We start from the raw sequence: 26258 nt of genomic DNA on the forward strand, positions 1-26258 counted from the left end.
GATCTTGTGGTGCGGGACGCCAGCTCGCCCGATCTTGCAACTGTGGACAGAATTGCCCCCGAACGGCGAGAAATGCGTCCACGTCTGCAAGATCGGGCGCCGGGGCCCGTCGCGGGCCCCGTTGTGGCGCCGAAACCCCGTCGCGGCGCGAGGCCATGGCGCCAATCGCGAAGCGCCGGGGCCTCGTCGTGGGGCCCCGGCGTGGCAACGTCACACGAACAGCACCGCCACGTGATACACCACGAACGCGATGGCGAGCGCCAGCGCGAAGTAGGTCGCCCCGATGATCGCGGTCCACTTCGCGGAGTGGGTCTCGGAGTACGTGGTGGAGAGCGCCATGGCGCACGGGACGTTGAAGGTAACCGCGAACATGTAGGCGAGCGCCTCCGCCGGCTGGATTCCCGCCGCGAGGCCCGACGCGCTGACAGCGCCCGACGCCTTGGCCGCCGACGCGGCGGCATACAGGCTGCCCGCAGAATCGGCCTGACACAGCGCCGAGAGGACGCCCAGCGAAGCCTCCTTGGCGAACATCGATGCCAGGAACGAGACGAAGGTCTTCCATCCCATCCCGAACACGCGGGTCACGGGCTCTATAGCGTGGCCCATGGCATAGAGCGCCGAGCCCGACACGTCTCCCGTAGGCGACCACGACAGGACCCAGAACAGGGTGGACGAGAGGAACACGATCGTGAGCGCGCGCCTGAACACCCCGACGCCGTGCCTGAGCGACGAGACCAGCAGGGCGCCGATCTTGGGGCGGTGATACGGAGGCAGCTCCATGACCAGGCCGGAGCGCTCGCCCTCGGGGTTGAGGCGATGTCCGTAGGCCTTCGATATGACCAGCATCACCAGCATCATGACGACGAAGATGCCCACCATGACGAGGGCCATGCCCCCCGGCCCGAAGAAGACCATGGCGATGGTGGGGATGATGGAGAAGGTCGCGCCGCAGGGAACGGCCCAGGTGAGCATGGTCGCCAAGAGGCGTTGGCCCCAGGAGTCGACCACGCGGGTGCCCGTGACCCCCGCCATGGTGCAGCCCAGGCTCATCATGAAGGGCATGATGACCTTGCCCTGCAGCCCGAGGGCTCCCATCCAGTCGTCGAAGGCGTAGCTCACCCGGGCAACGACGCCCGCCTCCTCCAGGAGGCCGAAGGCGAAGGTCGCCCCGAAGCAGAAACCCGCCATGGCGATGGAGTAGCCGACGGCGGTGATGAGCCCCTGGGACACGTAGGCGGCTATGAACTCGCTGGCGCCGGCGGAGGTGAGCCCGACGTAGGCCGGGAGCTCCAACGAGCTGACGACAGCCATTCCCGCCAGCATGATGGGCGAGGAGACCAGCATGGCACCCACGAGGCCCAGGAGGATGATGCCCGTAGAGGCGAGCTTTCCCCAACGACGCGAGAGGAGCGCCGCATCGAGGCGCGGGAGTCGTCTGACGGAAGCGCCGTCCGAGGACTGCACGCCCTCCAGCATCGCGTCGACCCAGGCGAAGCGCGCCGTGGCGCACGACACGGCACCAGACTCGCTCGCAGAGGCGGCGCGGGCGGCGAGCCACACGGGGCCGAAGCCCAGGGACTCACGCGAGCCAGACGCACGGTCCTCTCCCCCGCTCGCCGTCACGTCCTGGAACGCGCGTACCCACTCGGGAGAATGCCGCCTGTAGAGGTCCTCCATGGCGTCGGGGTCAAGAACCAGGCGGTCCCTGTCCGCGCGGTCGATGGCGTTAATGAGGTCGTCATGGCCTTCCCCGCCGTTGGCCACAAGGGGGACGACGGGAATGCCGAGCCTGCCCTGGAGCAGCGACGCGTCGACCTGCTTCCCCTGGGCGCGGGCCACGTCCATCATGTTGAGCGCAAGCACGCAGGGCAGGGTCGTGCCTACGACGTCCGCCAGCATGTAGAGGCTGCGCGAGAGCTGCGACGCGTCGGCCATGACCACGATGACGTCCGCCGCGGCGGACTCTATGTAGTCCTGGGTCACGCGCTCCTCGTCCGACTGGGCCGAAAGGCTATAGCTGCCAGGAAGGTCGCAGACCTCATAGCTGCGGCCCTTGCGCTCGAAGCTACCAAGCTTCTTCTCTACCGTCTTGCCCGGCCAGTTGCCCACGTGCTGGTGCGATCCCGTCAGGCGATTGAAGAGGGTCGACTTGCCCGAGTTGGGCTGCCCGAGCAGCGCCAGGCGCAGCCTGCGGGCGCTCATGCGGACACCTCCTCGACCTGGATGTCCTCGCAGCCGCTGCGTCCCAGGGCAAGGAGGGTGTCGCGGGAGAAGACCAGGAGGGGCCTGCGCCGGTCGTTCCTGCGAACCTGCAGGACGCTCCCCGGTATGACGCCCACCGACGCGAGCCTGCTCAGCTGCCGCATGTCGCCGCCCAGCCTCGTGACGCGAACCTGCGAGCCCGCGGCAGCCGTTGATAGGTTCATCATCTGCCTCCTCCGTGATCACAATTGTTTGCCTTTGCTAACAATTTAGTTCACAGTAGCTTACTTTTTGCGAGAGGGAAGCTCCGTGCGGACGCGGCGGGCGCACGCCGCTGCCGCCGCCGTCGTCGGCCCGCCTGGGTCGGTGCTTCTCTATGCCGAGGTGTCTGGCCCCGCGCCTCTCCGCCGGCCCAATCTTGTGACTATGGACAGAATTGCCCCCGCAAGACAAGAAAAGTGTCCACGTCTGCAAGATTGGGATCCACGCGTCTGCAAGATTGGAATCCACGCGTTTGCAAGATTGGGCGTCGCGACGGCGGGCAGCTGCGGGCCGGCAGACGCACGTCGGGCTGGCATGGGCGTCGCGACGGCGGGCAGCTGCGGGCCGGCAGACGCACGTCGGGCTGGCATGGGCATAACGGCCGCCATCCGGTAGTCACGGTCTCGCTGACCAACGGCGCGGCAACCGCAGCCTCAGCTACGCCAGTAGCGTCATGGCCACGGTCCCGGCCACCATGAGCGCCAGCCCCAGTGCCGAGCGACGCGTGAGCGGCTCACGCAGCACTAGCCAGGCAAACGCGATCGAAACCAGGATGGACAGCTTGTCTATCTGGACCACCACGCTCACCACACCGGTCTGGATCGCACGGTAGTAGCAGAGCCACGATGCCCCGGTCGCGACGCCCGAAAGCAGCAAGAAGCCCAGTTCGTGCCGGTCGATCGCGCGCAGTTCGACCAGCTTGCCGCGGAAGAGCACGATGCCCCAGGACATCGGCAGCACCACGCAGGTGCGAAGCGCGGTGCCGAGGTTCGACTCCACGCCCTCGATCCCTATGCGGCCCAGAATCGAGGTGAGGGCCGCAAAGACCGCCGCCAGGATGGCATAGGGCAGCCAGCCCAGCGCACGGGATTTCTCTGACGCGGCGGCGTCCGCGCGACTGCCATCCGAGTCTCCCACGCCTTCCATGCGACGCTCGATCATGAGCAGCGTGCCCACCAGGATGACGGCAGTGCAGGCCAGCTTCGCCGCAAGGTGGTCCGTCTCCCCCAAGAGCACGATGGCCAGCAACGTCGCGAGCACGGCGCTGCCCTTGTCGATGGGCACCACGCGGTTGACGTCCCCCAGCGCGAGCGCGCGGAAGTAGCAGAGCCACGACGCCCCGGTGGCCAGACCCGAAAGCCCCAGGAACGCCCATGAGCGGACGGAGAGCGAGCCCATCGTCGACGCCGAGCCCACGACGGCGACCACAAGCCAGGCGAAGGCCAGCACGACCGTGGTACGGACGGCAGTGACGACGTCGGAATCCGTCTTCTGGATGCCGAGCTTTGCCAGAATCGACACCACGCCCGCAAAGAACGCCGAAAGCGCCGCCATGGCGATCCAACCCATGAGAAGCCCCCTCCCCCTCGCGCCGTGACTTGCGGCTCACACCCACCCTAGTGCTTCGACATGGTCGCAACGGGTAGAAACGAAGACGGAAACGCATGTCGATGACGCGGGGGCAAGGCGATGGACGGCAGCCTGACAAGCGATCGGCCCACGGGCGGCGAGTGCGCAAGTAGTGGCCATACAGGCACGGTGCGCACAAGCGACGGTCGGGCAGGCGCAGAACGCGCAAGGTCCGAGCTCGCGGGAGACGTACCCTCTGGCAAGAGTGGCGCCGCATCCATCGTCCGCCAGGTCGAGCTCATACGCCAGCAGATTCGCGACGACCCGCAGAACGCAAGCTACACGAAACGTGGAATCGACCCGCTCTTCGTAGTGGGACCCGAGGCACGCATCGTAATCGTGGGGCAGGCACCGGGCGTTCGCGCGCAGGACAGCGGCATCACCTGGAACGACCGCAGCGGCCAGCGACTGCGCGAGTGGATGGGCGTCGACGACGAGACCTTCTACGAGTCGGGCAAGGTCGCCATCATGAACATGGACTTCTACTTTCCCGGCACGGGGCGCTCGGGGGATCTGCCTCCGCGAGCCGGCTTCGCCCAGAAGTGGCACCCGCGCCTGCTTGGACTCATGCCAAGGGCGCAGCTCATGCTCCTAGTCGGCAGTTACGCGACGCGGAAGTACCTTGGCCTCGGCTCGTCCGTGCGCCTGGGAGACGTGGTGCGCGACTTCGACGGCTGCGTGTCCGGACGCTTTCCGCTGGTGCATCCCTCGCCGCGCAATCAGCTGTGGATGAGCAGGAACCCATGGTTCGAGGCGGAGGTCATCCCCGCTCTGCGCGAGCGCGTGGCGGAGGCGCTGCGGGACTAGCGCTCCAGCCCCGGAGGGACGACGGACAGGGATGGAACAGGACGAAGGCGAGAGGAGCGAAAGTGATCGAGGGGAGCTGCCTCTGCGGAGGCGTGCGCTACGAGGCGGAGGCACGAGGAGCAGGCCAGGAGGGGGCTGCGGCCCTACTCGGACGGATGGTGACACCGCTGCCCACGGGCTACAAGCGACCTACTGCCACTGCTCGTACTGCCGCAAGAACGGAGGCGGGGCCTTCTCCGCCAACCTGGGCGTCGCACGTGACGGCTTCCGCGTCACGCACGGGAAGGCACTGCTGGGATCCTATGATTCGTCGCCCGGCAAGACGCGCTACTTCTGCACGCGCTGCGGGAGCCCGCTCTTCCACACAAAGGCGGCGGACCCCAAGACGGTGACCATAAAGATGGGAAGCATCGACCGCTTCGACGAGTATGCCGGAAAACTGCCGACCCGGCACATCTTCGAGGAGTCAGCCGCAGACGCCCCCTGGCTTGAGGGGGCCTGCGAGCGGCAGTGACCCCGAGCGGGGACGGCGGCGGCCACAGAACCAGGGGCGGTGACACCCCGAGGTCATGTCAGGCCGGCGCGGACAGGCTAGCGCAGCAGGAACTCCTCCAGCACGTCCAGCGCGAGGCCCAGACGCTCCGCCTGGTGCTGCAGGTGGTTGCCGGGTCCCATGCGGAGGTCGACCTCGAAGCCCCACCCGCGCAGCAGCTCGGCGCTCTCTTCCATGCACTCCTGCACGCGTCGGACGGCGGGCGGCCCCCACCTGCGCTCCTTGCTCCCCAGCGAGAGGTAGGCCATTCTCCCCCGCCCCTCGGCCGCCTGCCCGCGCAGCCAGTCGACCCAGCCCTCGTACCAGAGGGAGCCCGAGACGCAGGCGCAGGCGCCAAGTGAGGCGCGGGCCGACACGCCGCCACCGGCATCGCCACCGGCACCAACGCCGACAAGCATCGCGTACAACGCGAAGAGCCCGCCCAGGGAGTATCCGCAAATCGCACGCTTGGTAGGCGAGAGGCTCGCACGCGCCTCGACCCCGGGCACGACCTCTCCCAGCAGCTCGCCCACGGTCGCGGGCCCTCCGCCACCAAAGCCGGCATCGCCCTCGCGCAGCCCCGGCGCAGGCCAGGGCGTGAGCGCGTCATCCCAGTTGGCGATGGGCACGCCCACCAGCGTGACGCGTCGCCCGGCAGCAAGCTCCGCCACCCCATGCGGGAACTCCGGGGCGTCCACCAGGTACACCACGGGCGCATCCGCGCCCAGCGAGCCAACGAAGGTCTCGCATGCCCTCGCGTCGATGGCCATTGCCACGCACCGTCCTCCCCGTCCTACTCCCCACCCGCCGTCCGTACCGCGAGTGACCTCAGCCCCAACGGCAGCACCACGCTGCTGGCGCACGCCAACCCAACCACCACGAGCGTGCTCCCGCCCGACACGAGGCTTGCCGCCAACCCCAACGGCATCGCCAGCGACACGCCCGCGACCAATCCGGCGGAGGGGCGCTGCGTCACGCTGTTGTAGCCACAGCCCAAGAGCACCCCCAGCTGGAACAGGGCCAGCCCCGCATACAGCAGGCAGACGGCGAACGGCCGACTCACCAGCCCCTCCGCAAGGTAGCTCAGTGCCACGGTCACGGAGCTGATGCCAAAGAGCACGGGATAGTGCAGGTAGATCATGCCGTTGCCCGTGATCCCGGCACGGTCGCGCCGCGCCAGCCCGTCGAACTCGACCACGTAGGTCACGAAGAGCGTCGCCACCAGGACAAAGACGAGGACGGACGCGAGCGAGAAGGACGCCGCCCCGAAGTATCCGCCGGCGACGTCCACGATCGTCTCTCCGAAGCTGATGATCACCAGGAGCGAGAGCCGCTCGGTCAGGTGCGGGAAGTTGATGGGCACGACACGCATCCTGGACGAGAGCAACCCCGGCAGCACCCAGCCCAGCACCACGCCGACGAGCAGCACCAGGAGGCCGAGCGGATACTCGAGCAGGGCGGCCACCGCGAGGCAGGCGACGCGCAGGCCAAGGACCAGGAAGAAGAGACGGATGTAGGGACGCTCCCCATCGTTCGCGGACTCACGGTAGCGCAGCGCGTACTGCACGAGGAGAAGCAGCGTCCACGCGCCGACCAAAAGTGAGAACGCGCGGATCGAGGTCACGAGGTCGGCGCTCAGGTTGGCCGAGAGCAGAAGCACCAGCACCATGCTCGCCAGCATGAACCCCACGTCGCGGCGAGAGTTGCTGCCAAAGCGGTTGGTGAAGACGGTCTCGACCATCCAGGAGTTGACCAGGACCACGATCACCGTGGCAAACGATAGGACCGCAGCCAGCCGGGGCAGCCCGGACTCGACCTGACGCAGGAGCGCCGTGGAGCACGAGATGGCGTACACGAACACGAGGTCGAAGAAGAGCTCGCTGAGCTCGACCCGCTTTGCCACGACCTTCTCGCCTGACACCACTGCCCCGCCCTCCCTGCCGCGAACCACGCCTGACGGCTATGCCTTGTGGTCGGCGACGAACTTCTCCATGTAGACCATGTCATACCAACGGTCGAACTTGCGTGCGCACTTGTTGAAGCGCCCCACAAGACGGTACCCCATGCGCTCGTGGAAGCGCACGCTCGCCTGGGTGAGGTATTCGTCCTCGGGTTCCACGTAGGCGATGCAGGCGTAGAGGTTGGTGATGCCGCGCGCGGCGCAGGTGGCCTCGAGGTCCTGGTAGAGCCTGCGGCCCACACCTTTGCCGCGCTGGTCGCGCCTCAGGTAGATGGCCGTCTCGGCGCTGCAGGCGTAGGCCTCGCGCGCATGGAACTCGCCCACGTAGGCATACCCCACGGGCTCGCCGTCCGCCTCGGCCACCAGATAGGGGTAGCGCGCGCCTATGTGCACGATGCGCTGGCGAAACTCGGCCAGGCTGGGCGGATCGAGCTCGAAGGTGATCGCCGTCTCGCTCACGTACGGCGCGTAGATGGCAAGCAGCGCCTCCGCGTCATCTGGCGTCGCACTGCGAATCGTAATGTCCATGCGCCTCTACCCCAGACGATTGCGTGCGCCCGGGCACGTCTGACGCACCAGATGCGCCCGGTACGTCCGACGCACCGGATTAGTGTACACAAACTCAGCATTTTGCCAGGATAAGCTCGATATGGGTGGTTTTTGAAGCTCTTCTACGAGTCCATGTACACTAATTTGCCGTGAGGAGCATGCGAACGCCGCCATGCAACCGGGAGCGAGGCCGTCGCTCGGGGTCTCGCCACCCAGGTCCCGTCACTCTGGCCAGAACAGCTCGTCCAGGCTCCGCCCCAACCTCTTGCAGATGGCGACGCAGAGCCTGATGGTGGGGTTGTAGTCCCCCCGCTCCACCGCGTTGATGGTCTGGCGCGAGACCCCCACGGCATCCGCGAGCTCCTGCTGCGACAGCCCCGCCTCGGCGCGCGCCTGCCTCATGGAAAGGTTGCTCATCCCTCCACGCCCTCCCGATGCCCCTCTTTCCGCAGGCACCAGACGCGAGCCAACGCGACCAGCGACTCAAACGCCCAGCTCGCGTTGATCAAGAGCGAGCCATCGCCGACGTCGGGCTTGCCCCCGCCGGCAAGCTTTGCCATGAAGTCCGGCAGCTCGATCGCCAGGGCGACTGTCCCCAGGACGAGCAGGAGCACGACCCCCGGCAGGTAGTTCCTACGCATCCCAAAGTAGGCGTCGTGCCAGATGGCATAGGTGGCAAACGCGCAGCAGTCCACGCACAGCACCAGCACCATGAGGAAGCCGGGGTCAAGACGGGCATCCCCCCAGAGCTCCACCGCAAACGCCGCAAGGAGGAGGAGCACGGAGTTGAGGATGAAGCCGACCTTGTATGCCTTCCCCATCACCGCGGTCTGGCGCTCGTCATAGCCCCTCTCGCCCCGCTCGTTGACGACGCACAGCATGACCGCGACCATCGAAACCACAAGAAGGATCATTCCCAGGACGAGCATGCGAGCCTCCCTACCTCAGCTGGAGGAAATGTCGTATATATTTGACTCGATTGTACGACAGCAAGCACATTTGTCAAATAAACACGACATCCCCGAGAAGGGCCAAGTGCCCTCCACGGCAGCTCGGCATGGCCCCGTACCCTACGCCGGAAGCTGGAGCCCGTCGTAATGGCAGCGCAGCCTGTGGCCCGGCGAGACCTCGCGCATCTTGGGGAACTCCTTGACGCAGCGCTCCGTGCAGTGCGGGCAGCGGGTGTGGAAGGGGCAGCCCGTTGGCGGGTTCATGGGGCTGGGCAGGTCTCCCTCGATGAGCACGTGGCGGCGCTTGGACTTGGGGTCGGGCACCGGCACGGCCGAGAGCAGCGCCTGCGTGTAGGGGTGGCACGGCCTCGCGTACAGCTCCTCGTTGGGCGCCATCTCCATGATGGTCCCCAGGTACATGACGGCGATGCGGTCAGAGATCATCTCGACCACCGACAGGTCATGCGAGATGAAGAGGTAGGTGAGCTCGTAGCGCTCCTGCAGGTCGCGCAGGAGGTTGAGCACCTGGGCCTGGATGGACACGTCGAGCGCCGAGACGGGCTCGTCAGCGATGATCAGCTTGGGCTGCACCGAGAGGGCGCGGGCGATGCCGATGCGCTGGCGCTGGCCGCCGCTGAACTCATGCGGGTAGCGCTCGCCATGGGCGGGCGAGAGGCCCACCGTGCCAAGGAGCTCGTGCACCCTCTTGAGCCGCTCGCCTGCGGACATCCTGGTGTGCACCAAGAGTGGCTCGCCGATGATGTCCTGCACCTTCATGCGGGGGTTGAGCGAGCCGTAGGGGTCCTGGAAGACCATCTGCATCTTGGCGCGCAGGGGGCGCATCTGGCGCTCGCTCAGCGCCGTCACCTCGTCGCCGTCGAAGAATATCCGCCCCTCGTCGGGCGTGATCAGGTGGTCTATCAGGCGGCTCGTGGTGGACTTGCCGCAACCGGATTCGCCCACGAGCGAGAAGGTCTCGCCCGGCATGACGTCGAACGAGACGTCGTTCACGGCATGGACGTAGCCGGTTGGGCGGCCGAGGAGGCTCTTGCCCACCGGGAAGCGCTTCGAGACGTCCTGCACGGAAAGCAGCGGCTTACTCATGCGTGGGAACCCCCTTCGCGTCTTGTGCCGACACATCACCGGTGGCCCCCGACGCAGCGGCGGTGGCATCGGCCGCGCCGGCGCCGTCAGCCAGACCGCCGATCCCGGCCGCGTACTCCACGCTGGCACCGGCCGCGGCGTATGGGCAGGCGCAGCGATGGCCCTCCCCCACCTGCACGAGCGCGGGCACCTTGGCCTCGCAGGCCGGGCGCGCCATGGGGCAGCGCGGGGCGAAGCGACAGCCCGCGGGCATGGCCGCGAGGTCGGGAACGCTGCCGGGAATGGACGGCAGGCGGTGCACGCGTCGGCCAAGCCGGGGCACGGAGGCGATGAGCCCCTTGGTGTAGGGGTGGCGCGGGCGCTCGAAGAGCTCCTCGACCGGTGCCTCCTCCACGATGCCGCCGGCGTACATCACGATGACGCGGCTGCAGGTCTCGGCCACGACACCCAGGTCGTGGGTGATCAAGAGGATGCCGGTGTTGCGCTCGGCGCGGATGCGCTCCATCAGCGCCAGGATCTGGGCCTGGATGGTCACGTCGAGCGCCGTGGTGGGCTCGTCGGCGATGAGCAGCTTGGGCTCGCAGGACATGGCCATGGCTATCATGACGCGCTGGCACATGCCGCCCGAGAGCTCGTGCGGGTAGTTGCGCAGCGTCACCTCGGGCTCGGGGATGCCCACCAGGCGCAACGCCTCGACCGAGCGCGCGTGGATCTCCTCGCGGCTCAGGTCGTTGTGCAGCCGCAGGGCCTCGGCGAGCTGGTCTCCCACGCGCATGATGGGGTTGAGCGAGCTCATGGGCTCCTGAAAGATCATCGAGAAGTCGTTGCCGCGTGCGTCTCGCATCTCCCGGTCGCTCAGCTCGAGGATGCTGCGGCCGTCCATGACCACCGAACCCGAGGTGCGGCTGGTGTCCTTGCTCAGGAGGCGCATCATGGCCAGCGAGGTGACCGACTTGCCGCAGCCGGACTCCCCCACCAGGCCCACGATCTCTCCGGCGTGGATGGAGAACGACACGCCGCTCACGGCGGTGATCCATGACTTTCGGTCGCGCTTGAACTCGACCTTGAGGTCCCTGACCTCAAGCAGGGCGTCTTGCATCTGCGCCTCCTAGTTGAGCTTGGGATCGAGGGTGTCGCGCAGGCCATCGCCGAAGAGGTTGAACGCGAGCACGGTGAGGAAGATCAGAAGGCCCGGGAACAGCACCAGGTGAGGCGCCGTGGCCAGGTAGTTGCGGCTCTGCGAGAGCATGGCGCCCCACTCGGGCTGGGTTACGCTGGCGCCGAAGCCCAGGAACGACAGGCTCGAGGCCGAGAGGATCGCGCCGCCCACGTTCATGGTGAAGTTGACGATGAGCGCCTGCATGGTGCCGGGCAGGATGTGGATGAACATGATGCGCCTGGACGAGCAGCCCACCGAACGCGCCGCCTCGACGTAGAGCTCGCTCCTCACCTCGAGCACGGCGCCACGGATGATGCGCGCGAACGACGGGACGGTGAACACGGCCACGCCGATCATCACGTTGGTGAGGCCGGGGCCGATTATCGCGACGACGGCGATGGCCAGCAGGATGCCGGGGAAGGCGAACATCACGTCGCAGACGCGCATGATGAAGGCGTCCACGAGCCCGCCGCAGAAGCCCGCGATGAGGCCGAAGACCACGCCGGCGGCGGTGCCGATCACCGATGCCGTGAGGGCGGTCCCAAGCGAGAGCTGCGTGCCTGCGACGAGGCGGCTGAACACGTCGCGCCCGAACTCGTCCGTGCCCCAGACGTGGGCGGCCGTGGGGCCCGAGAGCAGGGCCGAGTAGTCGTACTGGTTGGGGTCGTAGGGCACCACGGAGGGGCCGATGACGGCTATGACCAACATGAGCACGATGAAGACGAACCCCGCCACGGCGGTCTTGCGACGCAGGAACTTCTTGAGGAACTGCCTGGCCGGACTCTGCGCGCGGGGGAGCTCCTCACCGCGGGCGAACTCCGAAGCGCCCGCCCCTGCGGTCGCGGCGGTCGCGTCCCCTTCGCCCGGGGCCCCCTTCAGCTTGGTCTTTTCTGCCATGTCGCACGTCCTCCTAGTCGAAGCGGACGCGGGGGTTGATGACCCCGTACAGCACGTCCGCCAAGAGGTTGATGACCATGTACTCGAGCGAGAAGAACATGATGAGCGCCTGCACCACCTGGTAATCGCGGTAGTTGATCGAGTCGACCAGGAGACGCCCCATCCCCGGGATCGAGAAGACGGTCTCGATGACCACGGAGCCCGCGATGAGGGCGCCGATCTGCAGGGCGGCCACCGTGACCACGTCGATGGAGGAGTTCTTGAAGGCATGGCGCATGATGACCTTGGACTCGGGCAGGCCCTTGGCGCGGGCGGTACGGATGTAGTCCTTGCCCAGGTTCTCGATCATCGAGGAGCGGGTGACGCGCGCCAGGATTGCCATGATGCCGGCACCCATGGCAAGCGACGGCATGATGTAGCCGCGCCAATCGTCCACGCCGCCGGTAGGAAGCCATCCCAGGGCGACGGAGAAGAGCTGCATGAGCTCGAGGCCCAGCCAGAAGCTGGGGATGGAGAGGCCCGAGATGGCCACGACCATGCCCACGAGGTCCAGGGCCTTGCCGCGGTTGATGGCGGACACGACGCCCAGGAAGATGCCGATGAGCGCCGACCAGGTGATCGAGCAGATGGTGAGGTAGATGGTTATGGGGAAGCGCGGGACGAGCAGCGACCAGACGGTCTGGCTGTTCTTGTACGACATCCCCAGGTTTCCGGTGAAGAGGCCACCCATGTAGTCCAGGTACTGCCGGAGCAGGGGCTTGTCCAGGCCGAGCTGCTGGCGGATGAGCTCTATGTCCCCGCCCGTCGCGTTCTTGCCGGCGATCATGCGTGCCGCGTCACCCGGGATCAGGTGGATGAACAGGAACACGACGATCGAGATGACGAAGAACAGGGGGATCATCGAAAGCATGCGCTTCAGGAAGTAGCGCCCCATCTTCCGCCTCCTCATTTGCTCCAAAAGGGCTTGCCGGCCTTCGGGGGCCGGCAAGCCCAATCCGTTTCCTGACGTGTGAGCCGGGACGCGCCCGGCCCCGCGCCCGCGCTAACGCTCGAGCGTCGCGTGGGTGGCGTCGATGCCCATGGGGATCATGCGGACGCCCTTGAGGTACTCCTTGTACGAGAAGAGCGAGTCGTCCGTGGCAAGGAAGAGCCAGGGGCAGTTCTCCCAGGCAATCTTCTGGCACTCGCGATAGTACTTGTCCTGCTCGTCCTGGGTCGGTGCGGCGTTGCCCTTCTCCAGGTTGGCGTCGAACTCGTCGTCCTTCCAGAAGGCGGTGTTGTAGCCCGTGGGGGGCACCATGCCGCTGGAGAGCAGCGAGCGCAGGAAGCCGTCGGCGTCGTTCTGGGACCAGTTGACGTACCACATCTGGAGCTCGGTCTCGTCGGCGGGGAGGGCCGTCTTGTCGGCCACGGTGGCGGGCTCCATGGGCTGGACGTCCACGGTGATGCCAATCTGGGCCATCTGCTGCATGACGAAGGTCATGCCCTTGGTCTCCTGCGTGGAGTTGTCGCCCCAGAGGGTGAGCTTGAAGCCGTCGGGGTAGCCGGCCTCCTTGAGGAGGGACTTGGCCTTGTCGAGGTCCACGTCGTAGGGCGTCTGCGCCTCGTAGGAGTGGAGCTTCTCGGGCAGGACGGAGGTCGCGGGGTTCGCGAAGCCGGAATAGAGGACCTCGGCGTACGCCTTCTGGTCGAAGGCGTAGTTCATGGCCTGGCGCACGCGCACGTCAGAGAGCTCCTTCACGTTGGTGTTGAGCGTGACGTAGCGCATGGTGGTTGACTTCTGCGCCTTGAGGTTGATGTCGCCCGCGCCCTTGATGGTGGCAATCTGGTCGGACGGGGTGGGATACACGAAGTCGGCCTCGCCGGTCTGGAGCATGGCGATGCGCGCGCCCGCCTCGGGCACCTCGCGGAAGGTCACGGAGTCGACCGTGGGCTTCTCTCCCCAATAGCTGGGGTTGGGCACCATGGTGGTGTGGTCGCCGTTGACCCACTCCTTGAGCGTGAAGGCACCGGTGCCGGCAGACTGTGCCAGGTAGTTGTAGTTGGGGTCCACGGCGGCGCTGGGGTTGATGAGGTAGAACTGCGAGATGCTGTTCATGAACGGCGAGTAAGGCGCGGACAGGGTGAAGACCACGGTGTTGGCGTCGGGCGCCTCGACCTTGGCCACGCGGTAGTTCTCGCTCCCGTCGTCCAGGGTCTGCACGAAGGTACGGCGACGACGCCAGCCGTTCTCCTTCTTGACCGCCTCGTTGTAGTTGGTGACGACGACCGAGGAGTCGAAGGGGGTGCCGTCACTGAAGGTGACGCCGCTGCGCAGGCGGAAGGTGTAGGTGAGGGCGTCATCCGAGACGTCCCAGCTCTCGGCCAGCATGGGGACGAAGTTGTAGTCCTCGTCGTGGGCGACCATGGTCTCGTACATGTAGTAGCAGACGTTGCCGGAGTTGCCGTCCGACCAGTTCATGGGGTGCAGGTTCTGGATGGTGCCCTCGATGGCGATCACGAGGTCGTTGTCCGCGGACTTGCCGTCGGTCTTGGTGGCCTTGACAACGAAGCCGTCAGCGTCGACCTCCGCGGCGGCAGTATCGGAGCCGGACTCGACGGGCGTGGTGGCATCGCTCCCCTTCTTGCCGCAGCCGGCAAGGGAAGCGCCCAGCAGGCCGGCGCCGATGGCGCCATAGCCCAGGAACGAACGACGGCTCATTCCCTTCTCCGAAGCGGAAACCTCGTGATTCTGAAGCATGCGACTTCCTCCTTGTGGACGACGCGCCCGGCCCACCCCGACGGGACGGGCCCCTCCTGACCTGTCCCCGTCCGCGGTCGCGAGGCGGGGCCGTGCAAGATGACCGAGGGGGGACGAACCTCTGCGCGCTCTCCGGGAACTTTCGCCTTCTGGGCGACGGACCCATGCGGCACTGCCCCCTCATGACTCATATAGATTCATACTCGGAACCTGCTTCGCTTGGCAACAGTTCGCCCAACGGCAACCCGCCGGAGGGGAGAGGTTTTTGCCAAGCGTGATGATGCGCGCGACGAGGGGAGCACGGTTGTACGAGTTCGACAGGGAGCGCTACGACAGGCGCATGGCATGGTGGCTCCACGACCGATTCGGCATGTTCATACACTGGGGCCTCTACGCCATCCCCGCGCGCGGCGAGTGGGTGCGCAGCACGGAGGAGATGGACGACGCCTCCTACCGGCCCTACTTCGACGAGTTTGACCCTCGCGAGCTCGACGCGCGCGCCTGGGCCCGCGCCGCGCGCGAGGCGGGCATGCGCTACGTGGTCATGACCGCAAAACACCACGACGGCTTCTGCCTCTTCGACACGGCACAGACCGACTACAGCTCCGTGCACGCACCGCTCGGCCGCGACGTCGTGGCCGAGTTCGTCGAGGCCGTGCGCGCCGAGGGCCTGAGGGTGGGGCTGTACTTCTCGCTCATAGACTGGCACCACCCGGACTTCCCGCAGTACGACGACCGCCAGGCACCGCTGCGCAACCATCCCGAATGCGGCAACGAGGGTCGCGACTGGGGGCGCTACCTGCGCTTCATGCACGCCCAGGTGAGGGAGCTCTGCAGCAACTACGGCAGGCTCGACCTGCTGTGGTTCGACTTCTCGTACGACGACATGCGCGGCGAGCGCTGGGGCGCCACCGAGCTCATGCGCATGGTGCGCGAGCTCCAGCCCGACGTGATCGTGAACAACCGCCTCGAGGTGAGCGGCGAGGGCATGGGCTCCCTTGCCGAATGCGCGCCCACCCCCTACCACGGCGACTTCGTGACGCCGGAGCGCATCATCCCGCCCTGGCGGCTCACGGACGCCGAGGGTCGCCCCCTGGCCTGGGAGTCCTGCCTGACCATGAACGACAGCTGGGGCTACACCGCCCGCGACGACAACTGGAAGTCACCGCGCACGCTGGTGCGCTCGCTCGTGGAGTGTGTGTCGAAGGGCGGCAACCTCATACTCAACGTGGGTCCCGACGCGCGCGGACGCATCCCCCGCGCGTCGATGGAGCGTCTGCGCGAGCTGGGCCGCTGGATGGGAGAGAACGGCGCGAGCGTCTATGGCTGCGGCAGCGCCGAAGGAGGTGGCGTCGACCTTGCTCGCTTCGACCAGGGACGCATGACGCGCAGGGGCAACCACTACTACCTGCACCTGCACGAGCCCCACGTGGGCCCCGTGCCGCTTTTGGGCGTGCCCAAGGCGAGCATCCGCAGTGTGAGGATACTCGCGGACGGCAGCGAGGTGCCCCTCTCGTCCAGCTGGACCCACAGCGACTACGCCGACGTCGCGTTTGCGGACCTCGGTGCGGCGACGGAGCTTCCCGACCCGCTGGACACCGTGCTGGAGCTCGTTTTGGACGAGTAGGGCGCGGGATGTCCGCCCACGCAAGGGACGAAGGCGCGTGGGCCGCGTCCACCCAAGGCCTCGCAACCACAAGCCGAACCACAAGCCACCGACACACCCAGGCGAGAGGAGCCTCATGCTCGGCAAGGAACTCCAGGACTACGCGCGCGACCGCTTCGAGGGGCGTCTCGCCCTGCTCGACGACGTCACCCGCGCCCGTGCCACCGCGACCGTGGACGCCAGCGCCGACGAGGACGAGGCCTGCCTCCTGCGCTACCTCTTCGGCACGCTGCCCCTCTCCGACGTCCTCGACGTCGAGCCGGGAGTCCTCGTCTCCTACGTGCGTCACTCCCTCATGCTGCGGCGCGGCCTGGGCTGGACCCGCGAGCTGCCCGAGCCCCTCTTCGTGCACTTCGTGCTCTGTCCCCGCGTCAGCAACGAGCCCCTCACCGACTGCCGCCCCCCGCTCTGGAGTGAGCTGCACGAGCGCGTCACGGGGCTCAACGAGCGTGAGGCCGTGCTCGAGATCAACTACTGGTGTGCCCAGATGGCCACCTACCAGGCGTCGGACGGCCGTACCCTGGGGCCGCTCGCCATGCTGGCAAGCGGGGACGGCCGCTGCGGGGAGGAGTCGACCTTCCTGGTGAGCGCCCTGCGCAGCGTGGGCATCCCCGCGCGCCAGATCTACACCCCCTGGTGGGCGCACTGTGACGACAACCATGCATGGGTCGAGGCCTACGCCGACGGCGGTTGGCACTACCTGGGCGCCTGCGAGCCCGAGGAGGTGCTCGACCGCGGGTGGTTCACCAACGCGGCGGGACGCGCCCTCATGATGGGCACGACGGTCTATTCCGACTATGCCCTCGACCAGCTGGGCGGCGAGGACGCCGGGCGCAACGGCTGCACCCACCTGATCGGCGTGACCCCCTCCTACACGAGGACGGTGCGACTCGCGGTGCACGTCGCGGACGAGGGCGGCAATCCGGTCGAGGGGGCGACCGTCTGCCTCGAGATCCTGAACTCCGCCCAGTGGGCCCCGGCGACCTGCCTGGTCACCGACGCCTCGGGCGAGGCTGGCGTGAGCGTGGGGCTGGGGGGCCTGCGCGTGCGCGTGACGAGCGGCGGGCGCATGGCGTGGCGTACCATCGACACGGCGGAGCTCCACGAGCTCGACTTCATCCTGGGCGAGAGGGGCGCCGGCGACGAGCCCGTTGGGGCGGGCCAGGCCGGGGCGGATCCTACGCCCGGACGCGAGGCCGGCAGCTGGCAGTGGACCTCGCCCGTAGGCAGCGCGGAGGTCTTGACCTGGCATGACGTGGACGTGCGGGCGCCGGAGGACCACCCCGCCCCCTCCTGCCGCCCCACGCCGGAGCAGCTCGAGCGCGGACGTGGGCGCAAGGCGGAGGCGGATGGGTTGCGTCGCGAGCGCGTCGCGGGCTTCCTCGCCGAGGGTGCACGACTCGCCAGCAGGCTCATGGCCCGTGCCAACCAGGAGGACCACGCGCGCATCGAGCGTTTCATGCGCCTCGCCTTCGGCAACGCCGGCGAGGTCGCCCGCTTCCTCTCTAGCACCTCGGCGGGCGACGTGGCGGCTGCGGCCAAGGGCCCGCTCGAGGCGGACCGTTTCGAGCTCCTCTCCACCTTGTCCGACAAGGACTTCCGTGACCTCAGGGCAGACGTGCTCGAGGAGCAGCTCCAGGGCGCCCGCGCCGTCCACGGGCGCACGCTGGGACTGCTGGCGGAGCAGGGCATCGAACCTGACGAGGCACAGCGCGTCTACGAGCGCTACGTGCTCTGCCCGCGCGTGAGCCTCGAACACCTGACGGCCTGGCGCGGCCCCCTGCGCGGCTGGCTCCAAAGCGAGCTTGACTCAGGCGAGCTCGAGGCCATGTGGGACGACCCGCGCGCCGCCTGGGACTGGCTCGAGCGCAACGTGCGCTTCGACGAGAGGCAGGACCTCGCTAAGCTCGCGGGAGGCCCCGTCGGCGCCCTGCGCGGCCGCCACGCCTCCCCCGTCACGCGCGCCGCCCTCTTCGTTGCCCTCTGCCGCTGTCTGGGCCACCCGGCGCGCGTCAACCCCGAGTCGCTCGCGCCCGAGCTCTTCGAGGGCGGTCGCTTCGTGCCTGTGCAGGAGCCCCCTCGCCCCAAGTCCCGCAGGGTGCGCCTACGTGCCGCCAGGGGAACCAAGTCCTGTTTCGTCGACTGGACCCTGGGGAGGCTCCAGGCCTACACCGAGCGAGGGGGACAGGGGTCCGTGGGCTTCCCCTCGCTCGAGCTTTGGGGTGCGAACGCGGACGAGGACGGCCTGGCGCTCGAGCTGCCGCTGGGGACCTGGCGCCTGGTGAGCACCACCCGGCTCCCCAACGGGAGCCAGCAGGCCTCCGAGGCGATCTTTCGTCTTGTGGAAGGCGAGGGGGAGCTCGAGCTGCCGCTGCGTACACGCGTGCCCAAGGCCTCCGACATGCTGCAGGACATTCCCCTGCCCGAGCTCGAGCTGCATGCCGCGGACGGATCTGCCGCCCGCGCAAGCAACGCGCTGCGGCGCAGCGGCACGAACGGGGGCATCATCGCCTTCCTGGAGGAGTCGGAGGAGCCCACCGAGCACCTGCTCAACGAGCTGCGCGAGCAGGCGGACCAGGTGCGGGAGGCGGGGCTGGGCCTGCTCCTCGTGTGCCGGAGCCCGAAGGCCTACGACGACCCCACGCTCATGCGCGCCCTCGACGCGCTGGGGTCCGCGCTGGTGCTCTTCGACGACTTCGACGAGCTGCCCGAACGCCTCGCGCGCCGCATGTACGCCAACCCGGAGAAGCTGCCTCTCATGCTCCTGGTGCAGCCGTGCGACAAGGCCGGTGAGGGCGAGGCGGCAGGCGCAACGGACGGCGACGTCGTCTTCCGCGGGCTCTATGCGGTGGGGGGCTACAACGTGGGCAGTGTGGCCCTTGCCCTGCGCTTGGCGCAGCTAGCCTAGGGACTGGGGACGGATGATGCCACGAGGCGGACAGCGACCGGCAGGCGGAGCACGCGCCCTCTCCGGCCCGTTGCCCACTCCCGCCATGCCCATGCAAGCGGCATCATCGCCGGCCAAGCCGTCGTCGTCCGCGCCTCTCGTCCACTTTGCGTCCGAGTCCTGTCGCACGGCCGCAGAGGAGGTCGCCTCTCGCCTGGGGTCCGAGCTACTGGCTGGCACACCAGAGGATGGGGATTCTGGTCCCAGCCTGCTCATGGACGAGTCAGGCCTCTGGCTCTGCGGGGAGGACATGAGGATGCGAGGAGACTTCGCCCGGCTCATCCCGCGCCTCAGGCCTCACGCCCTGGCGCGGGAGCTGCTGGTCAAGGCGGCGCGGGTCAAGGGCGTCGAGCGCCCGTGCGCCGTCGACGCCACCGCCGGCCTGGGAGAGGACTCTCTCCTCCTGGCTGCAGCCGGGTTCGAGGTCGACCTCTACGAGCGTGACCCGGTGATCTGCGAGCTACTACGGGACGCGCTGCTCCGCGCGGAGTCGCAGGGCGAGCTCGCGCACCTCGTGGCGCGCATGCACCTGCATGAGGACGACAGCATGGTCGCGCTACGGGTCCTCAACGAGGGTGGCGCTCGTCCAGACGTGGTCTTCCTGGACCCCATGTTCCCCGCCCGGCAGAAGAGCGCCCTGGTGAAGAAGAAGTTCCAGCTCATCCATCGGATCGAGGCGCCGGCTTCGGACGAGGACGAGCTGCTTGCGGCGGCCTTGGCGGCGCGTCCCAGAAAGGTCGTCATCAAGCGGCCGCCCAAGGGCCCTTTCCTTGCAGGAAGGAAGCCCAGCCACAGCGTCGTTGGCAAGGCCGTCCGCTACGACGTGATTGTGCCCCCACCCCAAGCCTAGGGGAGGACGGGCACCGGGACCCCGCCACCAGGAGCCCTGCAAGCCCGCTGCGCGGCCTCTCGCTTGTCGGTACTTTTCTCCCGTGGAACCACCGACGATCAGCCACCTCGGGGTGAAGTCGGACCGAACTTCAACGATTGTCGGCACTTCTCGTCTTCCAAACCACCGACAAACGGAGCTTCCGGGCGAGAATGGCGCCGCTGCCTCAGTTTGCTTGTACTTCTCGGCTTCCTGAACACAAGGAAATTGCCCATTTTGGACGAGGACGGCTCTGACGCATCAAATTGCTTGCACTTCTCTAAGTCAGAAATGCAAGCAAATCGACGGTTCGAAGCAAAAACGCCCCGTGACCCGAATTTGCTTGTACTTCTCGGCATCAGCCGGCGGGAAAACACAAGCAAACGAGCGCCTCCGGACGAGAATGACTTCAAAAAGTCCCCCACCCTGGCGGATGGGGGACCCGACGTTCGCACTGGCGGTGACTCGCTCCCTAGAGCTCGACACCAGACTTCTTGGCGAAGCGGACCTTCTTGCCGTCCTCGTTGAAGCGATAGCCGACGCGGGTGGGCTTGTCGGTCTGGGGGTCGACGATCGCGACGTTGGAGACGTCGATGGCCGCCTCCCTCTCCACGATGCCGCCCTGCTGGCCCTGCTGGGTCGGACGCTGGGCCTTCTTGACCATGGCGACGCCACGGACGACGACCTTGCCCTCGGCGGGCATGGCCTTGATGACCTCGCCGCGCTTGCCCTTGTCCTTGCCGGACAGGACCTCGACCTGGTCGCCCTTCTTGATCTTCATCTTTGCCATCTGCCACTCACTCCCTACAGCGTCTCAGGCGCGAGCGAGACGATCTTCATGTACTTGTGGTCGCGCAGCTCGCGTGCGACGGGCCCGAAGATACGGGTGCCCTTGGGCTCGCCGTCCTTGTTGACCAGGACGCAGGCGTTCTGGTCGAACTTGATGTAGCTGCCGTCCTTGCGGCGGGTCTCCTTGACCGTGCGCACGACGACGCAGCGGACGACGTCACCCTTCTTGACGGATCCGCCAGGGGTGGCCTCCTGGACGGCGCACATGATGACGTCTGCAAGGCCGGCGTAACGACGCTTGGAGCCACCAAGTACCTTGATGCACTTCACACGCTTGGCGCCGCTGTTGTCAGCGACGTTGAGCATGGTCTCCATCTGAATCATTGCTTGTTCCTCCGAACGCTCACCCCTGCCAGAGGTGCGGCCTCGCGTGCGCCGCACATGGCTGGGAATGGGTTGTATAGGTCGTTACTTGGCGCGCTCGACGATCTGGGTCACGCGCCAGCGCTTGGTCTTGGACATGGGACGGGTCTCCATGACAGTGACGGTGTCGCCCAGGCCACACTCGTTCTTCTCGTCGTGGGCGTGGAGCTTCTTGTGGATCGTCATCATCTTGCCGTACTTGGGGTGGTGCTTGCGGTACGTGACCTGAACGGTGACGGTCTTGTCGCCGGAGATCGAGATGACCTCACCGGTGCGGACCTTGCGCGCGTTCCTGCTTTCGGTATCTGCCATTTCCTGTTTCTCCTGCGATCTAGTTCTGCGCAGCGGCGTTTTCCGCTGCGATCTGGCGTGCGCGGATCTCGGTCTGGACGCGGGCGATGTCGCGCTTGACCGTGGTGACGCGAGCGGTGTTGTCCAGCTGGCTGGTCGCCATCTGGAAGCGGAGGTTGAAGAGCTCGGCCCTGCCGTCCTCGAGCTTCTGGGCAAGCTCCTCGTCACTGAGCTCACGGATGTCCTTGTACTTCATTTACTTGGCCTCCCCGTCCTGGTCGGCGCGGGCGATGATCTTGGTCTTGATGGGGAGCTTGTGCTGGGCGAGGCGCAGGGCCTCCTTGGCGACGGACTCCTCGACGCCGGCGATCTCGAACATGATGCGGCCGGGCTTGACGACGGCCACCCACTCCTCGGGGTTGCCCTTGCCGGAGCCCATGCGGGTCTCGGCGGGCTTCTTGGTGATGGGCTTGTCGGGGAAGATGGTGATCCAGACCTTGCCGCCACGCTTCATCTGGCGCGTCATGGCGATACGAGCGGCCTCGATCTGTCGGTTGGTGATCCAGTGGGCCTCGAGGGCCTGCAGGCCCCACTCGCCAAAGTAGAGCTTGGTGTTGCCCTTGGCCTGCCCCTTCATGGAGCCACGCTGGACCTTGCGGTGCAGAACGCGCTTGGGTGCGAGCATTAGCGGCCCCTCCTCTCGTTACGCGAACGGCGAGGACGGCTGCTGCCCTCGAGCGCGGGGTTGAGCGCAGGCTGGCCGGGGAGCTGCTCGCCGAGGTAAATCCAGACCTTGACGCCACAGGCGCCCATGGTGGTGCGGGCGGTCGACTCGCCGAAGGCGATCTTGGCGCGCAGGGTGTGCAGGGGCACGCGGCCCTCGCGGTACCACTCGCGGCGGCCCATCTCGGCGCCGTTCAGGCGACCGGAGCACTGGATGCGGATGCCCTTGGCGCCGGCCTTGCGGGCGGACTGGACCGCCTTGCGCATGGCGCGGCGGAAGGCGATGCGGCCCTCGAGCTGCTCGGCAATGGACTGGGCGACCAGCTGGGCGTCGAGCTCGGGACGCTTGATCTCGATGACGTCGACGTTGATGTTGCCCTTGGTCACGCCGGCGATCTTCTCGAGCTCGCCGCGGAGGGCGTCGATCTCGGCGCCCTTCTTGCCGATGACGATGCCGGGGCGGGCGGAGTAGATGATGACCTTCACCTTGTCGCCGGCGCGCTCGATGTCGACGCGGGCGAGGGCGGCAGAGGCAAGACGCTTCTCGAGGAACTTGCGAATCTCGAGGTCGTTGCCAAGGCTCTTGGCGTAGTCCTTCTTATCGGCGTACCAACGGGAACGCCACTCCTCGGTGATGCCGAGGCGGAAGCCGGTAGGCTGAACCTTCTGTCCCATGCTTTCCCTACGCCTCCTTTCCAGGTGCGACGACGACGGTGATGTGGCTCGTGCGCTTGTTGATGCGGGATGCGGAGCCCTTGGCGCGAGGACGGATGCGCTTGAGCGTGGGGCCCTCGTCGACGTAGGCGTACTTGACCACGAGGCCGTCGGCGCGCATGCCGTTGTTGTTCTCGGCGTTGGCGACGGCGGAGCGCAGGACCTTGGCGACCGGCTCGGCGGCGGCGCGGGTGCTGAACTGGAGGGTCTCGAGGGCCTTCTCCACGGACTTGCCGCGCACCTGGTCGACGATCATGCGGACCTTGCGAGGGGCCATGCGGACGTACTTCGCAGTAGCCGAGACCTCGTTTGCAGCGTTGTTCTTAGCCATTGTTCTTCATGCCCCCTGTTAAGCCTTGTGGCCGCGGAAGGTGCGGGTGGGCGAGAACTCGCCCAGCTTGTGACCAACCATGGACTCGGTGATGTACACGGGGACGTGCTTGCGGCCGTCGTGGACGGCGATCGTGTGCCCGACCATCTCGGGGAAGATGGTGGAGGAGCGCGACCAGGTCTTCACGACCTCCTTCTTGCCAGCCTCGTTCATAGCGGTGACACGCGCAAGGAGGCGAGTCTCCACAAACGGGCCCTTCTTGAGACTTCTGCTCATTCTTGGGATCTCCTAATACTCGTGTTCCGACTACTTCGAGCGACGACGACGGATGATGAGGCGGTTCGACGCCTTCTTCGGGTCGCGCGTCTTCTTGCCCTTGGTCGGCTTGCCCCAGGGGGTGACGGAGGGACGTCCGGAGGTGTGGTTCTTGCCCTCGCCGCCGCCGTGCGGGTGGTCGACGGGGTTCATGACCGTGCCGCGGACGGTGGGACGGACGCCACGCCAGCGCTGGCGGCCGGCCTTGCCGATGACGATGTTGCCGTGCTCGGCGTTGCCGACCTCGCCGATGGTGGCGCGGCAGGTGAGGAGCACGCGACGGAGCTCGGAGGAGGGCATGCGGAGGACGGCGTAGCCGTTGTCCTTGCCCATCAGCTGCACGGAGGTGCCGGCGGCGCGGGCCATCGCGGCGCCCTTGCCGGGCTGGAACTCGACGGCGTGGACCAGGGTGCCGACGGGAATCTGCGAGAGGGGCATGCAGTTGCCGGGCTTGATGTCGACGTCCTTCTCGCCGGAGAGGACCACGTCGCCCACGTGAAGGCCCTCGGGAGCCAGGATGTAGGCCTTGGCGCCGTTCACGTAGTGGAGCAGGGCGATGCGAGAGGAGCGGTTGGGGTCGTACTCGATCGTGGCGACCTTGGCCGGCACGTCGTCCATGCGACGCTTGAAGTCAATCCTGCGGTATAGGCGCTTGTTGCCGCCGCCCTGGTGACGGGTGGTGATGCGGCCGTTGTTGTTGCGGCCTGCCTTCTTGGGCAGGGGCTCGAGAAGGGACTTCTCGGGCTTGGTGGCGGTGATCTCCTTGAAGTCAGAGATCGTCTGCCAGCGCCTGCCTGCGCTCGTGGGCTTGAGGTGCTTGACTGCCATTGCTTTCCCTTTCTTTCCGTTGGCCGACCCTCTCGGGAATAAGGGGGCGACACCGGATTACCACGGTACCGCGCGTATCCATTCTGCGCGGCATGACAGCCCGGCCTCCCTGGGGAGGCGCGGGCGGATTACCTACTCCTCGGCAGCGGCCTGCTGGTTGGAGAAGATCTCGATCTGCTCACCATCGGCGATGGTGACGACCGCCTTCTTCCAGGTGCGGGTCTTGCCGGTGACATAGCGGACGCGCTTGTTCTTGGGACGGACCCAAAGCGTGTTCACCTTGAGGACGTGAACGCCGAAGAGCTTCTCGACGGCGGCCCTGATCTCCTCCTTGGGAGCTTTGCGGGCGACCTCGAAGGTGTACTTGTTGTTCGACATCAGGTCGAAGGAACGCTCGGAGACGACCGGGCGGATGATGACCTCGTAGGCAGAGTTCATTACGCGAGCACCTCCTCGAGCTGCTTGGCAACCGCAGTGGACATCACGAGGGCCGCGTTGTCGAGCAGGTTGCGGGTGTTGGCCTCGCAGGAGGCGATGATGGTGACCTTGGGCAGGTTGCGGAAGGCCAGGTAGGTGTTGACGTCATCGTCGGGAACGACGATGGTGACGCGCTTGCCCTCGAGGCCCAGGGCGACGAGGACGGCCTTGGCCTGCTTGGTCTTGGGCTCAAGGGAGAGCTCGTCGATCACGAACAGCTCGGAGTCGGCGAGCTTGCTGGAGAGCGCGGAGCGCATGGCAAGCTTCTTCTCCTTGTTGTTCGCACGCAGGGCGTGGGAGTGGGGGTTGGGCCCGAAGACGACGCCGCCGCCGGTGAACTGCGGGGCGCGGATGGTGCCCTGACGGGCGCGGCCGGTGCCCTTCTGGCGGAAGGGCTTGACGCCACCGCCGGAGACGGCGGAGCGGTTCTTGGTGGAGTGGGTGCCCTGGCGCAGGGACGCCTCGTAGGCCACCACGACCTGGTGCATCACGGGGATGTTCGGCTCGATGCCGAACACGTTGTCGGAGAGCTCGACCGTGCCGGCCGCCTTCCCCTCAACGTTCTTGACTTCAATGCTGGACATTTGTCCTCCTTGTTAGCCTTAGGGCTTTTCTGCGTTCGGCCCTTTAGGCCATGCGGACCTGGACGAGACCGTTCTTGCCGCCCGGGATGGCGCCCTTGACCAGCAGGAGGTTCTGCTCGGCGTCGACGCGGACGAGCTTGAGGTTCTTGACGGTCACGCGCTCGTTGCCCATGTGGCCGGCCATGTGCAGCCCCTTGCGGACGCGCGCGGGGTAGGCGCACTGGCCGATGGAGCCGGGCTTGCGCTGGTTGCGCGAGCCGTGGGCCATGGGGCCACGAGAGAAGTTCCAGCGCTTGATGGTGCCCTGGAAGCCCTTGCCCTTGGAGGTGCCGATGACGTCGACCGCCTTGACGTCGGCGAAGTCAGCGACGGTGACCAGGTCGCCGCAGCTGTGCTCCTCGCCGTTCTCGACGCGGACCTCGCGCAGGTAGCGCATGGGCTCCACGCCATGGGCCTTGAAGTGGCCGGCCATGGGCTTGTTGACGTGCTTGGGCGTGATGTCTCCGAAGCCGATCTGGACGGCATCGTAGCCGTCGGTCGCCTTCGTCTTCACCTGCGAGACGGTGCAGGGGCCTGCCAGGATGACGGTGACGGGGACGACGTTGTCGTCTTCATCCCACACCTGAGTCATCCCGATCTTGCGGCCAAGAATCGTGCTGACCATGCTCTTTCCTTACCCTCGGTGGTCATGGGACCTGTGGGGGCAAGCCCCCTCATGGCGCATCCGGCGC

30 protein-coding genes are annotated in these 26258 nt (G+C 67.0%); 5 read left to right on the forward strand and 25 right to left on the reverse strand.

Going from position 1 to position 26258, the window contains the following annotated elements:
• Positions 1–210: 210 nt before the first annotated feature.
• From feoB to Q5923_RS03210, 3 genes are all read right to left on the reverse strand, one after another.
• On the reverse strand, positions 211–2202 hold the full coding sequence (gene feoB, locus Q5923_RS03200; protein WP_303132107.1) for a ferrous iron transport protein B: 1992 nt from the start codon (positions 2200–2202) through the stop codon (positions 211–213).
• A complete protein-coding gene (locus tag Q5923_RS03205; RefSeq protein WP_303132109.1) occupies positions 2199–2426 on the reverse strand; it encodes a ferrous iron transport protein A in 228 nt (75 codons plus the stop codon). Before Q5923_RS03205 ends, feoB begins: the two co-directional genes overlap by 4 nt.
• A gap of 475 nt (positions 2427–2901) precedes the next feature.
• Positions 2902–3813 (reverse strand): EamA family transporter, encoded by a 912-nt coding sequence (locus Q5923_RS03210; protein ID WP_072499726.1) that lies wholly within the window; start codon positions 3811–3813, stop codon positions 2902–2904.
• 189 nt (positions 3814–4002) lie between these two features.
• Here Q5923_RS03210 and Q5923_RS03215 point away from each other — a divergent pair, with 189 nt between their 5' ends.
• Together Q5923_RS03215 and Q5923_RS03220 are read left to right on the forward strand one after the other, a co-directional pair.
• Positions 4003–4680 (forward strand): uracil-DNA glycosylase family protein, encoded by a 678-nt coding sequence (locus tag Q5923_RS03215; protein WP_303132111.1) that lies wholly within the window; start codon positions 4003–4005, stop codon positions 4678–4680.
• Between the two features lie 31 nt (positions 4681–4711).
• Complete coding sequence (locus Q5923_RS03220; protein ID WP_083558226.1) at positions 4712–5194, forward strand: GFA family protein; 483 nt, start codon at positions 4712–4714, stop codon at positions 5192–5194.
• Between the two features lie 77 nt (positions 5195–5271).
• On the opposite strand, the gene Q5923_RS03225 is transcribed toward Q5923_RS03220, so the two are convergent.
• The 10 genes from Q5923_RS03225 to Q5923_RS03270 form a co-directional block, all read right to left on the reverse strand.
• Positions 5272–5982 (reverse strand): alpha/beta hydrolase-fold protein, encoded by a 711-nt coding sequence (locus Q5923_RS03225; protein ID WP_072499725.1) that lies wholly within the window; start codon positions 5980–5982, stop codon positions 5272–5274.
• A gap of 23 nt (positions 5983–6005) precedes the next feature.
• Positions 6006–7133, reverse strand: coding sequence for a low temperature requirement protein A (locus tag Q5923_RS03230; RefSeq protein ID WP_303132114.1), 1128 nt, complete (start codon positions 7131–7133; stop codon positions 6006–6008).
• 39 nt (positions 7134–7172) lie between these two features.
• Positions 7173–7700 (reverse strand): GNAT family N-acetyltransferase, encoded by a 528-nt coding sequence (locus tag Q5923_RS03235; RefSeq protein WP_303132116.1) that lies wholly within the window; start codon positions 7698–7700, stop codon positions 7173–7175.
• Between the two features lie 243 nt (positions 7701–7943).
• On the reverse strand, positions 7944–8138 hold the full coding sequence (locus Q5923_RS03240; protein ID WP_009278431.1) for a helix-turn-helix transcriptional regulator: 195 nt from the start codon (positions 8136–8138) through the stop codon (positions 7944–7946).
• Positions 8135–8650 (reverse strand): hypothetical protein, encoded by a 516-nt coding sequence (locus Q5923_RS03245; RefSeq protein ID WP_072499723.1) that lies wholly within the window; start codon positions 8648–8650, stop codon positions 8135–8137. Before Q5923_RS03245 ends, Q5923_RS03240 begins: the two co-directional genes overlap by 4 nt.
• Positions 8651–8791: 141 nt before the next feature.
• Positions 8792–9775 carry an ABC transporter ATP-binding protein gene (locus tag Q5923_RS03250; protein WP_303132119.1) on the reverse strand — a complete coding sequence of 328 codons (984 nt, stop codon included), beginning with the start codon at positions 9773–9775 and terminating at the stop codon, positions 8792–8794.
• Entirely contained in the window at positions 9768–10874 is a 1107-nt protein-coding gene (locus Q5923_RS03255; RefSeq protein ID WP_303132121.1) for an ABC transporter ATP-binding protein, read from the reverse strand. Before Q5923_RS03255 ends, Q5923_RS03250 begins: the two co-directional genes overlap by 8 nt.
• Positions 10875–10883: 9 nt before the next feature.
• Entirely contained in the window at positions 10884–11831 is a 948-nt protein-coding gene (locus Q5923_RS03260; protein ID WP_303132123.1) for an ABC transporter permease, read from the reverse strand.
• A 13-nt stretch (positions 11832–11844) separates the two neighbouring features.
• The gene (locus tag Q5923_RS03265) at positions 11845–12765 is read right to left on the reverse strand and encodes an ABC transporter permease (protein ID WP_009278426.1); all 921 of its coding nucleotides are present in this window, start codon (positions 12763–12765) and stop codon (positions 11845–11847) included.
• 108 nt (positions 12766–12873) lie between these two features.
• Positions 12874–14571: an ABC transporter substrate-binding protein gene (locus Q5923_RS03270; RefSeq protein WP_303132126.1), complete on the reverse strand. Its 1698-nt coding sequence runs from the start codon at positions 14569–14571 to the stop codon at positions 12874–12876.
• A 304-nt stretch (positions 14572–14875) separates the two neighbouring features.
• On the opposite strand from Q5923_RS03270, the gene Q5923_RS03275 reads away from it, so the two are divergent.
• From Q5923_RS03275 to Q5923_RS03285, 3 genes are all read left to right on the forward strand, one after another.
• On the forward strand, positions 14876–16198 hold the full coding sequence (locus tag Q5923_RS03275) for an alpha-L-fucosidase (RefSeq protein WP_303132128.1): 1323 nt from the start codon (positions 14876–14878) through the stop codon (positions 16196–16198).
• Between the two features lie 115 nt (positions 16199–16313).
• The gene (locus Q5923_RS03280; RefSeq protein ID WP_303132130.1) at positions 16314–19145 is read left to right on the forward strand and encodes a transglutaminase domain-containing protein; all 2832 of its coding nucleotides are present in this window, start codon (positions 16314–16316) and stop codon (positions 19143–19145) included.
• Between the two features lie 289 nt (positions 19146–19434).
• Positions 19435–20034, forward strand: a complete 600-nt coding sequence (locus Q5923_RS03285; protein WP_303132132.1) for a class I SAM-dependent methyltransferase — start codon at positions 19435–19437, stop codon at positions 20032–20034.
• 490 nt (positions 20035–20524) lie between these two features.
• Here Q5923_RS03285 and rplX read toward each other — a convergent pair whose 3' ends face one another.
• From rplX to rplC, 12 genes are all read right to left on the reverse strand, one after another.
• Complete coding sequence (gene rplX, locus Q5923_RS03290) at positions 20525–20842, reverse strand: 50S ribosomal protein L24 (protein ID WP_009278421.1); 318 nt, start codon at positions 20840–20842, stop codon at positions 20525–20527.
• Between the two features lie 14 nt (positions 20843–20856).
• A complete protein-coding gene (rplN, locus tag Q5923_RS03295; protein WP_009278420.1) occupies positions 20857–21225 on the reverse strand; it encodes a 50S ribosomal protein L14 in 369 nt (122 codons plus the stop codon).
• An 84-nt stretch (positions 21226–21309) separates the two neighbouring features.
• On the reverse strand, positions 21310–21576 hold the full coding sequence (gene rpsQ, locus Q5923_RS03300; protein ID WP_062531629.1) for a 30S ribosomal protein S17: 267 nt from the start codon (positions 21574–21576) through the stop codon (positions 21310–21312).
• Positions 21577–21595: 19 nt separating this feature from the next.
• A complete protein-coding gene (gene rpmC, locus Q5923_RS03305; RefSeq protein ID WP_009278418.1) occupies positions 21596–21811 on the reverse strand; it encodes a 50S ribosomal protein L29 in 216 nt (71 codons plus the stop codon).
• Positions 21812–22240 carry a 50S ribosomal protein L16 gene (gene rplP / locus Q5923_RS03310; protein ID WP_062531628.1) on the reverse strand — a complete coding sequence of 143 codons (429 nt, stop codon included), beginning with the start codon at positions 22238–22240 and terminating at the stop codon, positions 21812–21814.
• Positions 22240–22953 carry a 30S ribosomal protein S3 gene (gene rpsC, locus Q5923_RS03315; RefSeq protein WP_303132136.1) on the reverse strand — a complete coding sequence of 238 codons (714 nt, stop codon included), beginning with the start codon at positions 22951–22953 and terminating at the stop codon, positions 22240–22242. The genes rplP and rpsC overlap by 1 nt, the downstream gene beginning before the upstream one ends.
• A 7-nt stretch (positions 22954–22960) precedes the next feature.
• Entirely contained in the window at positions 22961–23323 is a 363-nt protein-coding gene (gene rplV, locus Q5923_RS03320) for a 50S ribosomal protein L22 (protein ID WP_303132138.1), read from the reverse strand.
• A gap of 18 nt (positions 23324–23341) precedes the next feature.
• The gene (gene rpsS / locus Q5923_RS03325; protein WP_009278414.1) at positions 23342–23599 is read right to left on the reverse strand and encodes a 30S ribosomal protein S19; all 258 of its coding nucleotides are present in this window, start codon (positions 23597–23599) and stop codon (positions 23342–23344) included.
• A gap of 30 nt (positions 23600–23629) precedes the next feature.
• A complete protein-coding gene (rplB, locus tag Q5923_RS03330; protein WP_040656716.1) occupies positions 23630–24466 on the reverse strand; it encodes a 50S ribosomal protein L2 in 837 nt (278 codons plus the stop codon).
• Between the two features lie 132 nt (positions 24467–24598).
• Positions 24599–24904 carry a 50S ribosomal protein L23 gene (rplW, locus tag Q5923_RS03335; protein ID WP_303132140.1) on the reverse strand — a complete coding sequence of 102 codons (306 nt, stop codon included), beginning with the start codon at positions 24902–24904 and terminating at the stop codon, positions 24599–24601.
• A complete protein-coding gene (gene rplD / locus Q5923_RS03340; protein ID WP_303132142.1) occupies positions 24904–25527 on the reverse strand; it encodes a 50S ribosomal protein L4 in 624 nt (207 codons plus the stop codon). Before rplD ends, rplW begins: the two co-directional genes overlap by 1 nt.
• Positions 25528–25570: 43 nt before the next feature.
• On the reverse strand, positions 25571–26191 hold the full coding sequence (gene rplC, locus Q5923_RS03345; RefSeq protein ID WP_303132144.1) for a 50S ribosomal protein L3: 621 nt from the start codon (positions 26189–26191) through the stop codon (positions 25571–25573).
• Between the last annotated feature and the right edge of the window lie 67 nt (positions 26192–26258).

The sequence above is a fragment of the uncultured Olsenella sp. genome, from assembly GCF_959602185.1.
Lineage (GTDB): Bacteria > Actinomycetota > Coriobacteriia > Coriobacteriales > Atopobiaceae > Olsenella_I > Olsenella_I phocaeensis.

Excerpts from the sequence above, each read along its gene's own strand:
- Q5923_RS03280 (WP_303132130.1), top strand. The coding sequence starts at position 16,314 with ATGCTCGGCAAGGAACTCCAGGACTACGCGCGCGACCGCTTCGAGGGG.
- Q5923_RS03270 (WP_303132126.1), bottom strand. The coding sequence starts at position 14,571 with ATGCTTCAGAATCACGAGGTTTCCGCTTCGGAGAAGGGAATGAGCCGT.
- Q5923_RS03225 (WP_072499725.1), bottom strand. The coding sequence starts at position 5,982 with ATGGCCATCGACGCGAGGGCATGCGAGACCTTCGTTGGCTCGCTGGGC.
- rplW (WP_303132140.1), bottom strand. The coding sequence starts at position 24,904 with ATGAACTCTGCCTACGAGGTCATCATCCGCCCGGTCGTCTCCGAGCGT.
- rpsQ (WP_062531629.1), bottom strand. The coding sequence starts at position 21,576 with ATGGCAGATACCGAAAGCAGGAACGCGCGCAAGGTCCGCACCGGTGAG.
- rplV (WP_303132138.1), bottom strand. The coding sequence starts at position 23,323 with ATGGCTAAGAACAACGCTGCAAACGAGGTCTCGGCTACTGCGAAGTAC.
- rpmC (WP_009278418.1), bottom strand. The coding sequence starts at position 21,811 with ATGAAGTACAAGGACATCCGTGAGCTCAGTGACGAGGAGCTTGCCCAG.
- rplP (WP_062531628.1), bottom strand. The coding sequence starts at position 22,240 with ATGCTCGCACCCAAGCGCGTTCTGCACCGCAAGGTCCAGCGTGGCTCC.
- Q5923_RS03220 (WP_083558226.1), top strand. The coding sequence starts at position 4,712 with ATGGAACAGGACGAAGGCGAGAGGAGCGAAAGTGATCGAGGGGAGCTG.
- rpsS (WP_009278414.1), bottom strand. The coding sequence starts at position 23,599 with ATGAGCAGAAGTCTCAAGAAGGGCCCGTTTGTGGAGACTCGCCTCCTT.
- feoB (WP_303132107.1), bottom strand. The coding sequence starts at position 2,202 with ATGAGCGCCCGCAGGCTGCGCCTGGCGCTGCTCGGGCAGCCCAACTCG.
- Q5923_RS03235 (WP_303132116.1), bottom strand. The coding sequence starts at position 7,700 with ATGGACATTACGATTCGCAGTGCGACGCCAGATGACGCGGAGGCGCTG.
- Q5923_RS03250 (WP_303132119.1), bottom strand. The coding sequence starts at position 9,775 with ATGAGTAAGCCGCTGCTTTCCGTGCAGGACGTCTCGAAGCGCTTCCCG.
- Q5923_RS03240 (WP_009278431.1), bottom strand. The coding sequence starts at position 8,138 with ATGAGCAACCTTTCCATGAGGCAGGCGCGCGCCGAGGCGGGGCTGTCG.
- rplN (WP_009278420.1), bottom strand. The coding sequence starts at position 21,225 with ATGATTCAGATGGAGACCATGCTCAACGTCGCTGACAACAGCGGCGCC.
- rplB (WP_040656716.1), bottom strand. The coding sequence starts at position 24,466 with ATGGCAGTCAAGCACCTCAAGCCCACGAGCGCAGGCAGGCGCTGGCAG.
- Q5923_RS03245 (WP_072499723.1), bottom strand. The coding sequence starts at position 8,650 with ATGCTCGTCCTGGGAATGATCCTTCTTGTGGTTTCGATGGTCGCGGTC.
- Q5923_RS03265 (WP_009278426.1), bottom strand. The coding sequence starts at position 12,765 with ATGGGGCGCTACTTCCTGAAGCGCATGCTTTCGATGATCCCCCTGTTC.
- rplC (WP_303132144.1), bottom strand. The coding sequence starts at position 26,191 with ATGGTCAGCACGATTCTTGGCCGCAAGATCGGGATGACTCAGGTGTGG.
- rplX (WP_009278421.1), bottom strand. The coding sequence starts at position 20,842 with ATGGCAAAGATGAAGATCAAGAAGGGCGACCAGGTCGAGGTCCTGTCC.
- Q5923_RS03285 (WP_303132132.1), top strand. The coding sequence starts at position 19,435 with ATGAGGATGCGAGGAGACTTCGCCCGGCTCATCCCGCGCCTCAGGCCT.
- Q5923_RS03255 (WP_303132121.1), bottom strand. The coding sequence starts at position 10,874 with ATGCAAGACGCCCTGCTTGAGGTCAGGGACCTCAAGGTCGAGTTCAAG.
- rplD (WP_303132142.1), bottom strand. The coding sequence starts at position 25,527 with ATGTCCAGCATTGAAGTCAAGAACGTTGAGGGGAAGGCGGCCGGCACG.
- Q5923_RS03260 (WP_303132123.1), bottom strand. The coding sequence starts at position 11,831 with ATGGCAGAAAAGACCAAGCTGAAGGGGGCCCCGGGCGAAGGGGACGCG.
- Q5923_RS03210 (WP_072499726.1), bottom strand. The coding sequence starts at position 3,813 with ATGGGTTGGATCGCCATGGCGGCGCTTTCGGCGTTCTTTGCGGGCGTG.
- rpsC (WP_303132136.1), bottom strand. The coding sequence starts at position 22,953 with ATGGGACAGAAGGTTCAGCCTACCGGCTTCCGCCTCGGCATCACCGAG.
- Q5923_RS03205 (WP_303132109.1), bottom strand. The coding sequence starts at position 2,426 with ATGAACCTATCAACGGCTGCCGCGGGCTCGCAGGTTCGCGTCACGAGG.